The organism is Phenylobacterium sp. (assembly GCF_035276905.1).
Classification (GTDB): Bacteria; Pseudomonadota; Alphaproteobacteria; order Caulobacterales; family Caulobacteraceae; genus Phenylobacterium.
Window position 1 is genome coordinate 1 of the sequence record NZ_DATELG010000345.1, and the last position, 10,455, is coordinate 10,455.

General features: G+C 71.2%; 8 protein-coding genes. 3 read left to right on the plus strand and 5 right to left on the minus strand.

Annotated features, from left to right (window positions below):
* On the minus strand, window positions 1-1,506 hold a 1,506-nt coding region (locus tag VJS38_RS16365; RefSeq protein WP_324089217.1), incomplete at its 3' end, for a Clp protease N-terminal domain-containing protein.
* A gap of 256 nt (window positions 1,507-1,762) precedes the next feature.
* Here VJS38_RS16365 and VJS38_RS16370 point away from each other — a divergent pair.
* Window positions 1,763-3,013 carry an OmpP1/FadL family transporter gene (locus VJS38_RS16370; RefSeq protein ID WP_324089218.1) on the plus strand — a complete coding sequence of 417 codons (1,251 nt, stop codon included), beginning with the start codon at window positions 1,763-1,765 and terminating at the stop codon, window positions 3,011-3,013.
* Window positions 3,014-3,146: 133 nt separating this feature from the next.
* Here VJS38_RS16370 and VJS38_RS16375 read toward each other — a convergent pair whose 3' ends face one another.
* Both VJS38_RS16375 and VJS38_RS16380 read right to left on the minus strand, forming a co-directional pair.
* Window positions 3,147-3,578, minus strand: a complete 432-nt coding sequence (locus tag VJS38_RS16375) for a DUF1178 family protein (RefSeq protein WP_324089219.1) — start codon at window positions 3,576-3,578, stop codon at window positions 3,147-3,149.
* The gene (locus VJS38_RS16380) at window positions 3,575-4,390 is read right to left on the minus strand and encodes a carbon-nitrogen hydrolase family protein (RefSeq protein WP_324089220.1); all 816 of its coding nucleotides are present in this window, start codon (window positions 4,388-4,390) and stop codon (window positions 3,575-3,577) included. Before VJS38_RS16380 ends, VJS38_RS16375 begins: the two co-directional genes overlap by 4 nt.
* 217 nt (window positions 4,391-4,607) lie before the next feature.
* On the opposite strand from VJS38_RS16380, the gene VJS38_RS16385 reads away from it, so the two are divergent.
* A complete protein-coding gene (locus VJS38_RS16385) occupies window positions 4,608-6,629 on the plus strand; it encodes an elongation factor G (RefSeq protein ID WP_324089221.1) in 2,022 nt (673 codons plus the stop codon).
* Window positions 6,630-6,734: 105 nt separating this feature from the next.
* Here VJS38_RS16385 and VJS38_RS16390 read toward each other — a convergent pair whose 3' ends face one another.
* Both VJS38_RS16390 and VJS38_RS16395 read right to left on the minus strand, forming a co-directional pair.
* Window positions 6,735-8,207, minus strand: coding sequence for an efflux transporter outer membrane subunit (locus VJS38_RS16390; protein WP_324089222.1), 1,473 nt, complete (start codon window positions 8,205-8,207; stop codon window positions 6,735-6,737).
* A 24-nt stretch (window positions 8,208-8,231) separates the two neighbouring features.
* Window positions 8,232-9,308 (minus strand): HlyD family secretion protein, encoded by a 1,077-nt coding sequence (locus VJS38_RS16395; RefSeq protein WP_324089223.1) that lies wholly within the window; start codon window positions 9,306-9,308, stop codon window positions 8,232-8,234.
* 156 nt (window positions 9,309-9,464) lie between these two features.
* On the opposite strand from VJS38_RS16395, the gene VJS38_RS16400 reads away from it, so the two are divergent.
* Window positions 9,465-10,412, plus strand: coding sequence for a LysR family transcriptional regulator (locus tag VJS38_RS16400; RefSeq protein WP_324089224.1), 948 nt, complete (start codon window positions 9,465-9,467; stop codon window positions 10,410-10,412).
* Window positions 10,413-10,455: the final 43 nt, after the last annotated feature.

A 10,455-nucleotide genomic window follows, 5' to 3' on the forward strand; every position in this document is an offset into this window, starting at 1 on the left:
GGCGATCTCCGAGGCGCGCTGCAGGTCGCCGCGGCGCTGGGCGGCGGCGAGCTCGGCGCGCAGCCGGTCCAGCGCCTCGCGGGCCTGGGCGGCCTGGCCGACCTTGTCCTTCTCCGCCTTCCAGCGCGCGGTCATCTCCGCCGACTGGCCTTCGAGGTCGTCGAGCTCCTCCTCGAGCTTCTCGAGCCGGGCCTTCGAGGCGGCGTCCGTCTCCTTCGACAGCGCCTCCCGCTCGATCTTCAGCTGCACCACCCGCCGGTCGATCTCGTCCAGTTCCTCGGGCTTTGAGTCGACCGCCATGCGCACGCGGCTCGCCGCCTCGTCGACCAGGTCGATCGCCTTGTCGGGCAGGAAGCGGTCGGCGATGTAGCGGTTCGAGAGGGTGGCGGCCGCGACGATGGCGCTGTCGGAGATGCGCACGCCGTGGTGCACCTCGTACTTCTCCTTCAGGCCGCGCAGGATCGAGATGGTGTCCTCCACCGTCGGCTCCTGCACGAACACCGGCTGGAACCGGCGGGCCAGCGCGGCGTCCTTCTCGACGTGCTTGCGGTACTCGTCGAGCGTGGTGGCGCCGACGCAGTGCAGCTCGCCGCGCGCCAGCGCCGGTTTCAGGAGGTTGGAAGCGTCCATCGCCCCATCCGTCTTGCCGGCGCCGACCAGGGTGTGCATCTCGTCGATGAAGAGGATGATCGAGCCCTCGGCGGCGGTGGTCTCGTTGAGCACCGCCTTCAGCCGCTCCTCGAACTCGCCGCGGTACTTCGCGCCGGCGATCAGCGCGCCCATGTCGAGGGCGAGCAGCTTCTTGTCCTTCAGGCTCTCGGGCACGTCGCCGTTGACGATGCGCAGCGCCAGGCCCTCGACGATGGCGGTCTTGCCGACGCCCGGCTCGCCGATCAGCACGGGGTTGTTCTTGGTCCGGCGCGACAGCACCTGGATGGTGCGGCGGATCTCCTCGTCGCGGCCGATCACCGGGTCGAGCTTGCCGTCGCGGGCCGCCTGGGTCAGGTCGCGGGCGTAGCGCTTGAGCGCGTCATAGCCTTCCTCGGCCGAGGCGCTATCGGCGGTCCGGCCCTTGCGCATGGCGCTCGCGGCCTCTTCCAGCGCCTGGGGCGCGGCGCCGGCGGCCTTCAGCGCACCCGCCGCCTCGCCGCCTTCCTTGGCGATGGCGATCAACAGCCGCTCGGTGGTGACGAAAGCATCGCCGGCCTTCTTCGCCCCGTCCTCGGCGTCGGCGAAGACACGCGCGGTCTCGGGCTTCATGTAGAGCTGCCCGGAGCCGCCCTCGACCTTGGGCAGCTTGCCGAGCGCTGTGTCGATGGCGCGGTCGGCTTCGTCGGGCCGGCCGCCGGCGCTCTGGATCAGCGCGCGGGTCAGGCCGTCCTTTTCCTCCAGCAGCACCTTCAAAAGGTGCTCCGGCGCGAGCTGCTGATGGCGCCTGGCGAGCGCCAGGCTCTGGGCCGACTGGATCGCCTGCTTGGCCCGGTCGGAATAGAGATCGATGTTCATGGGGTCCCCTCTGGAGGCGGATTGACCCGAGCCGCCTCGAAAGCACGACCGGGCCTGGGTTCCATGTAGTGTGGCATATGGGCCACACAAGCGGCTCAAGCCCCGCAATTTTCGTCCACTCGAGGCGGCCCGCCTTGGGCCCGCCGTCGTTTGCGCAACTGCTGAGCGCGGCGCCAGTTTCTGGTAATTAGAAATGTTCCAGGGAGGATCCATGCACAGGACGCGGGTATTCGCGTTGACAATTGTCAGCGCCGGAATGCTGGCCTCGCAGGCCTCCGCCGGCGGCTTCTATCTCCAGGAGCAGTCCGTCCGCGGCACCGGCCGGGCCTACTCCGGCGAGGTCGCCGACACCGGAGTCGCCTCGCTGTGGTGGAACCCCGCCTCGATCGCCCGCTCGGGGCGCGAAGCCTACGTCGGCCTGCACAGCATTTTCGTCGGCGGCAGCGTCGTCGACCACGGCTCGACGATCACCTATCCCCTCGGCGCCGCCCCCATTCCGGTCGGCGGCCATCCGCGGGCGTCGAAGCCGATCTCGCCTGGCCTGCTGCCGAACTTCGCCATCGCTGCGCCCATCGGCGACCGCTTCGCCGTCGGCGCCTCGGTGACCGCCCCCTTCAACTTCACCACCAAGTACGAGCCGCAGTCCTTCACCCGGTTCGACGCGCTCACGTCCAACCTACGCACCATCGACAGCCAGTTCACGGCGGCGATGAAGGTGACCGACTGGCTGGACTTCGGCGTCTCGGCCAACGCCGAATATGTCAGTTCGCGGTTGACCGGCGCCTTGCCGAACTTCTTCTCGTTCCAGCCGGAGGCGACCAACGAGCTGTCGGGCGGCGGCTGGGACTGGGGCTGGGGGGTGGGCGCGCAAGGCCACTTCGATCGCCTGACCCTCGGCGCCAGTTACAAGTCGAAGATCGATCACACCCTGAAGGGCGACATCACCATCAGCGGCCTCCTGCCCCCGCTGCCCACCAGCTTCAACGGCTCCACGGGCGCGTCGGCGACCTACACCACGCCGTGGATCGCCGCCTTCGGGGTGCGCTATGCGCTGAGCGACAAGCTGACCCTCGACGGCCAGGTGCAGCGGATCGGCTGGAGCGACTTCGACGCGATCCAGATCCATTCGGTCCCGCTGCTCAGCCAGAGGGTCCCGGAGAACTACCACGACGTCACCACCGGCGGCGTGGGTCTCGACTATGCGGTCAACCCCGCGCTGACGCTGCGCGCCGGGGTGCAGTACGATCCGACGCCGACGCCGGAACACGACGCCAGCTTCCGGGTGCCGGACAGCGACCGCTGGCTGTTCGGCGTCGGCGCGACCGGGACCGTCAACGCGCGCATGAAGATCGACGCGGCCCTGCTCTACATCGACCTGAAGAGCCGCACGATCGACCGCGCCGCCGTCTTCAACGCCGGCACCCTCGCCGAGACCACGGCCAATCTCGAAGGCTCGGTGAAGGGCTCGGGCTTCGTGTTTTCGCTCGGGATCCGGTCGGGTTTTTGAAGCGCCGAACGCCCCCTCCGTCTCGCTGCGCGAGCCACCTCCCCCGCTTCGCGGTGGAGGATCACATGCGTCCAGATGCTCCCCCGCCTGCGGGGGAGCTGTCAGCGAAGCTGACTGAGGAGGCGTTCGGCCCTCAGTTCAGCTGCGGCTTCTTCGGCGGTTCGGGCGGGAGCGGGGCCACCGGCACGCCGTCCTCGACCAGTTCCTTGACTTCGGTCGGCGTCGCCTGGCCGTAGATGCCGCGGGCCTCGGCCTTGCCCTCATGGATGGCGCGGGCCTCCTTGGCGAACGCGTCGCCGACGTCGTCGAAGTTCTCCTCGACGTGCTGGCGCAGCTTGCCCATGGCCTCGAGCATCATCGCCCGACTGGGGCGCGCGCCCTCGTCCTGGACCGTGCGGCGCGTCCCGGCCACCGCCGGCGCCATGATCTGCTTGCGGACGGCCTTGGAGGCGCAGACCGGGCACTCCAGCAGGCCGCGCGCCTGCTGGTCGTCATAGTCGCCGGACGAGCCGAACCAGCCTTCGAACTCGTGCTCGTGCTCACAGATGAGGGCGTAGCGGATCATGGTCCCTGGAACGTTCGCGCGTTGATCAGCGCAGGAATGGCGCGGCGGGCCTTGTCGACCGCCGCCAGATCGAGGTCGGCGAGAAGCACGCCGGGTTCGTCATGGTCAAGATGGGCGAGGACCTCGCCCCAGGGCCCGATCGCCATCGAATGGCCGAAGGTGCCGCGGCCGTCCTCGTGGAAGCCGCCCTGGGCCGGCGCGACGACGAAGCTGCCGGTCTCGATGGCCCGGGCGCGCAGCAGCACCTCCCAGTGCGCCTGGCCGGTGGGGCGGGTGAAGGCGGCGGGACAGGTCAGGACCTGGGCCCCGCCCAGCGCCAGCGCCCGGTGCAGGGCCGGGAAGCGCACGTCGTAGCAGATGGTCAGGCCGAGCCTGGCGCCGCAGGCCTGCGCGACCACCGCCCGGTCGCCCGGCTCGTAGGTGGCCGACTCCCGCGCGGTCTCGCCGTTCGGCAGGTCGACGTCGAACATGTGCAGCTTGTCGTAGGTGGCGGCGATCTCGCCGGAGGGCGTGATCAGCGCCTGGCGGTTGGCGGCCTTGCCGTCCGCGCGCAGCACCAGCGCCGAGCCGACCAGGACCGTCACCCGCAGCTCCCGCGCAGCCGCGCGCAGCGCCTGGACGACGATGTCGCCCTCTAGCGGCCGCAGCATCGGCAGGAGCTTGTCCTTGTCCTTCTGCAGGACGTTGACCCCCTCCGGCGTGGCGATCAACTCCGCCCCCGCCCGCGCGGCCTCGCGCACCAGCGGCAGGACGTGTTCGGCGGCCGCCTCGGGCGTGGCGGGCGTGCGGGTCTGGACGAGCGCGATCTTCATCTTGAGCCTGAATATAGGGATTGGCTTTGCGGGACGTTACTCGTCCCTCCTTTGATGGGGAGGGCTGGCCACGATCAAAAAGCAGGCATAGGCTCTTCCCGTGGGCGGCCGCGCCCTATCGCAAGCGGTCCGCGGCCGTCCGTCATCGCGCCTTGGATGCGTTCGAACCCGGGGGACTTCGGGGCGTCCAGGCGCCCGAAGTGATGGGAGGACGTACATGCCGATCCAGACGGCGGGGTCCGTACGGGCGCTTGCGCTCGTGGGCCCCACGAACTCAGGCAAGACCGCGCTTTTGGAAGCGCTGCTGCTGGCCACCGGCGCGGTGGAGCGACGCCCCGACGGCGCCGCCGCCGAGAAGGTCGGCGACGCCAGCCCCGAGGCCCGCGCCCACGGCCACTCGGTCGAGCTGAACCTGGCGGATTTCGAGTTCATGGGCGACCGCTACGCGGTGATCGACTGCCCCGGCTCGCTGGAATTCTGCGCCGACCTCGACCCGGCCCTGCCGGCGGTCGACCTGGCCGTCGTGGTGGCCGAGCCCGACCCGGCCAAGGCCGCATTGCTGCAACCCACGCTGCGCGAGCTCGAGCGGCTTGCCGTGCCGCACGCCCTTTTCATCAACAAGATGGACCAGGCCCGCGGGCCGCTGCAGGAGCTCCTGGAGGCGCTGGCCCCGGTGAGCGGCGCGCCGCTGGTGGCCCGCCAGATCCCCATGCTCGAAGACGAGCGGGTGACGGGCTGCATCGATCTCGCCCTCGAGCGCGCCTTCGTCTATCGGCCGGGCGAGCCGGCGGCGGAGATCCCCGCCGAGCTGCGCGACGTCGAGACCGCCGCGCGCTTCCACATGCTGGAGCAGATCGCCGACTTCGACGACGACCTCCTGGAGCAGCTGCTCTCGGACATGACGCCCAGCCGCGACGCGGTGTTCGCCGACCTCGTGAAGGAGATGAACGAGGGCCAGATCGTGCCGGTCTTCTTCGGCTCGGCCCAAAGCGGCTTCGGCGTCGGCCGGCTTTTGAAGGCGCTGCGCCACGAGGCGCCGCTGCCCGAGCGGGCCGCGGCCCGGCTTGGCCTCGAAGGCCCCGGCGCCTACGTCCTGAAGACCGCCTGGGCCGGCCAGTCCGGCAAGATGGCCTACGCCCGGGTGTTCGGCCGCAAGCTGGAGGACGGGGCCGAGCTGGTCCTGCCCTCGGGCGAGCACAGCCGGGCCGGGGGCCTCTTCGCCGTCCAGGGCCCGGCGCTGAAGAAGATCGCGGCCGCCGCGCCCGGCGACATCTGCGCCGTCGGCAAGGTCGAGCAGGCCCAGGCCGGCCAGATCCTCTCCCTCTCCGGCCAGGTCCAGGCCGGCGCGCAGGCGCACACCGTGCGCCGGCCCCTGTTCGCCGTGGCGCTGGCGGCCAAGGCGCGCAAGGACGACGTGCGGCTCTCCGGCGCGCTCGCCAAGCTGGTGGAGGAGGACTCGGGCCTGACGCTGACCCACGACGCGGAATCGCGCCAGGTGCTGCTGGCGGGCCAGGGCGAGGGCCATGTGCGGCTGGCGCTGGAGCGGCTGAAGCGGCGCTTCGGGGTGGAGATCGACACCGAACAGCCGAAGACTCCGTACCGCGAGACCCTGCAGCGCGGCCTGACCCAGCGGGCGCGGCACAAGAAGCAGTCGGGCGGCCACGGCCAGTTCGCCGACGTCACCATCGAGGTCAAGCCCCTGCCCCGCGGCTCCGGCTTCGTCTTCGACCAGCGGATCGTCGGCGGCGCGGTGCCCAAGCAGTGGATCCCGGCGGTCGAGGCCGGCGTGCGCGACGGCCTGGCCAAGGGCCCGCTCGGCTATCCGGTGACCGACCTGGAGGTGGTGCTGGTCGACGGCCAGACCCACAGCGTCGACTCCTCGGAAATGGCCTTCCGCACCGCCGGGCGGCTGGCCATCGAGGAGGCGATGAAGGCGGCGGGCGCCATCCTGCTGGAGCCGATCGAGAAGCTGACGGTCTATTCGCCGTCGCCGGCGGCCTCGAACGTCACCTCGGCGCTGACCGCCCGGCGCGGCCAGATCCTAGGCCTGGGCCCGCGCGAGGACTGGCGGGGATGGGAGCGCATCGAGGCCTATCTGCCGCAAAGCGAGCGCCAGCAGCTGATCGCCGAGCTGCGCGGCCTCACCCAGGGCCTGGGCGCCTTCGAGGCCGACTTCGACCACATGGCCGAACTGACCGGCCGGCAGGCCCAGGCGGCGAGCCAGGGGGCGCGGGCGTAGGGGGCCCCGGACGCCCCCTCCGTCTCGCTGCGCGAGCCACCTCCCCCGCTTCGCGGTGGAGGATCTGAGCTGTCAGCGAAGCTGACTGAGGGGGCGTTCGGCGTCCTACGTCTTCGCCGCCGGCCGCCAGTCCGTGGCGGTGGCGGCGTAGAGCTGCACGAGGTCGGCGTACATCTGGCCCTGGGCCGCGACCAGCGAGCGGCGCGTGCGGCTGAGCTGGCGTTGGGCGTCGGTGACCTGCAGCAGGGTGCCGCCGCCCAGCGAATAGGCGGTCTGGGCGTTGCGGGCGCTGGCCTCGGCGGAGACGACCGCCCGCTGCAGGGCCGCGATCGACTGCTGGTCGGTCCCCAGCGCGGCCAGCAGGTCGGCGACCTCGGTGAACGCGCGCAACACCGTCTGCTGGTAGCGCGCCAGCGCGGCGCGGGCCTCCGCCTCGGCGGCCTGCTTCTGGGCCCGCAGCGTCCCGCCGTGGAAGATCGGGACGGTCAGGCCCGGCCCGATCGCCCAGCCGCTGGCGAGATGGCTGTTGAACAGGTCGCTCGGATCGATCGCGCTCTGGGTCAGGTTCGCCGAGAGCCTGATGTCCGGATAGAGGTTGGCGGTGGCCACGCCGATGGCGGCGGTCGCGGCGTGCAGGTCGGCCTCGGCGGCCAGGATGTCCGGCCGCGTGCGGATCAGGCTCGACGGCAGGCTGACCGGGATCGAGCCGGGCCAGCTCATCTTGGCGAAGTCGAAGTCCGGCGGCGACCACTCCGAGGGCGACTTGCCGACCAGCAGGGCGAGCTGGTGGCGGGCGGCCTCGAGGTCGCGATTGAGCGGCGGGGCCAGGGCCTCGTCCTCGGCGAGCTGGGCCGTGGCGGTGTCGATCGCCGCCGGCGCCTCGCCGCCCGCCCGCTCGGCCTTGCGCACCAGATCGAGCACCCGCTGGTCGTCGGCGATGATCGCCTCGACGGCGGCAAGCTCGGCGCGGAGGCTGGCGATGCGCATCACCTGCAGGGCGACGTTGCCGGAGAGCGAGAGATAGGCGGCGTCGGCGCGGCGGGCCTCGTACTCGGCCCGCGCGCCGGCCTCCTCGGTCGTCCGCCGGCGGCCGCCGAAGAGGTCGAGGTCGTAGGCGACCGCGCCGCCGACCGAATAGAGGTTGATGGTCGGGTTGGTGATGCCCGCGCCGAAGCCGGTGAAGCCGAACGCCTGGATGTTGATCCGCTCGCGGTTGTAGCCGGCGGTGAGGTCCGCCTGCGGCATCTGCTGGCCGCGGGCGGCGCGGTGCTGGGCCTGGGCGCGCTGGAGCGTGGCGTTGGCCTCGGCGAGCGTCGGGCTGTCGGCGAGCGCCTGGCGCACCACCGCGTCGAGCTCGGGCGAGCCGAAGGCCTGCCACCATGGGCCGGCGGCGCGCACGTCCGGCGACAGGCTCACTCCGGGCGCGGCCGGATCGCCGGCCATGGCGTAGCCCGAACCCGCCGCGCCCGCCGGGGCCTCCGGCCGCTTGAAGTTGGGCCCCACGGTCATGCAGCCGCCGAGCGCCAGCACCGAGGCGGCGGCGGCGAGCCGGACGGGCAGACTGTTCGATCGCGACATGGACGCCTCCCCCTCGAACGCGCTCTAACGGGCGCGGCCGGGCGCGCGCACGTCGACCTTCACGCGCGCGGAGAGGCCCGCGCGGCCGGCCATGTCCGGCGGGGGCTTGTCGAAGTCGATGCGCACCGGCAGGCGCTGCACGACCTTGACCCAGTTGCCGGTGGCGTTCTGCGCCGGGAGCACGGAGAAGGCCGAGCCGGTGCCGGGCGAGAAGCTGGCCACATGGCCCTTCAGGTCGGCGTCGGGATAGGCGTCGACCTTGATCGAGACCGGCTGGCCGACCTTCATGCGGGCGAGCTGGTCCTCCTTGAAGTTCGCCTCCACCCAGGGCTCGCCGGACAGCAGCCAGAAGCCGGTCTGCGAGGCGTTGAGGTAGGCGCCGACCGGCAGCTGCTCGACGCGGGTGACGACGCCGTCGGCCGGCGCGTAGACGTCGCTGTAATCGACGTTCAGCTTGGCGCGGTCCAGCTGGGCCTGGGCCTGCATCACCGCCGGGTTCTTGGAGATCGGCCCGGCGGCGTCGCCGCCGAGGACCGCGAGCGCCTGAGCCGCCTGCTGTTCGGCGGTGGCCAGCGACTGCTTGGCCTGCTGGGCGTTGTGCACCGCCTGGTCGAGCTGCTGCTGCGAGGCCACGCCGGCCTCGGCCATCTTCTGCTGCCGGGCGAGTTCCGTGCCCGCGTAGCCCCAGGTGTCGCGCGCGGCCTGGACGCTGGCGAGGGCGGCCTGGTAGGCGGCGCGCTGCGCCAGCACCTGCTGCTGGGCGCCGGCGAGCTGGGCCGCGGCGGCGGCGGTGTTGGCCACATAGTCGCGCGCGTCGAGGCGGAACATCAGCGTGCCGCGGCGAACGAACTGGTTCTCCTTGACGTAGATCTCCAGCACGCGGCCGGCGACCGAGGGCGCGACCGGGACCTTGGCGATCTGCACATAGGCGTTGTCAGTCGTCTGGTAGTGGCCGCCCGTCAGGAGGAAGTAGCCCACGATCAGCAGGATCAGCAGCGGCCCGCCGAGGATCAGCGGCCAGCGCATCCGGCGCAACAGCGTGTCGCGCTGGCCGTAGACCTGCGCGTCACTGCGGTTCTCGGCGAGATCCGTCTGATTCAAGTTCGGGACCTTCTGCTCGGACAACAGAGATGGCGGATCGGGCGAACGCTGGTGAGCGTCGCCGCATCCCTTCATTTGAGGAAACGGTGATAGGGCTGACCGGCAGATGATCCAAATGATACCTTGTCACGAAATGAATGAACCGTATGCATCATCATGTTGGATCTGAACCTCCTGCGCGTTTTTGACGTCATGCTGGAGGAGCGCAGCGTGACGCGCGCAGGCGCCCGCCTGGGCCTCACCCAGTCCGCCGTCAGCCACGCGCTGAACCGCCTCCGCTACGCCCTGGACGACGAGCTGTTCATCCGCGGCCCCAACGGCATGCTGCCGACGGCGCGCGCGGTGGAGATGGGACCGCAGGTCCACGCGGCCCTTGTGCAGCTGCAGGGCGCCATCGCCCCGGCGGATTTTTCGCCGGCGACCAGCGAGCGACGGTTCGTGCTGGTGGCGGGGACCTACGCCTGCGCCGTGCTGGCGCCCCCGCTGGTCAGCCGGCTGGCGGCCGAGGCGCCCCTTTCGGAGCTGATCATCAGCCAGTACACGCCCGACGTCTTCGACCGGCTGGATGCGCACCGGGTGGACTTCATCGTCGGCGGGGTGGTGGCCGCGCCGGGCCGCTTCGTGCGCGAGACCATCGCCGACGAGCGGCTGGCCTGGGTGGCGCGGGCGGATCATCCGATCACGCGGCTCAATCAGGTGGAGCTGGAGGACCTGGCGGCCGCATCGCACGTGGTCATCTCGTCCGGGGTCTCGGGCATGATCGACGACGCGGCGGCGCGCCGCGGGCTCGTCACGCGGCCGAGCTGGGAGGATTCCGGCGCCTTCGAGACCGCGCTCGCCGCCCGCGGCCTGACCCGGCGGATCGGCGTGAGCGTGCCGGACAGCTATTCGGCGATCGCGGTGGTCGTGCGCTCGGACATGATCACCCTGATCCCGCGCCGCCTGGCCATGCTCGGCGCCGAGAGCGGGCGACTGAAGCTGATCGAACCGCCCTATCCCTCGCCCTCGGTCGAGATCAGCCTGGTCTATCTGAAGGAGCGGCTGGTCGAGCCTGCGGTGGCCTGGATGCTCGACCTGATCCGCGCGACGGCGGCGAAGATCTAGGGGGCAGCAACGCCCCCCTTTCCCGCTCGTCCCCGCTTTCGCG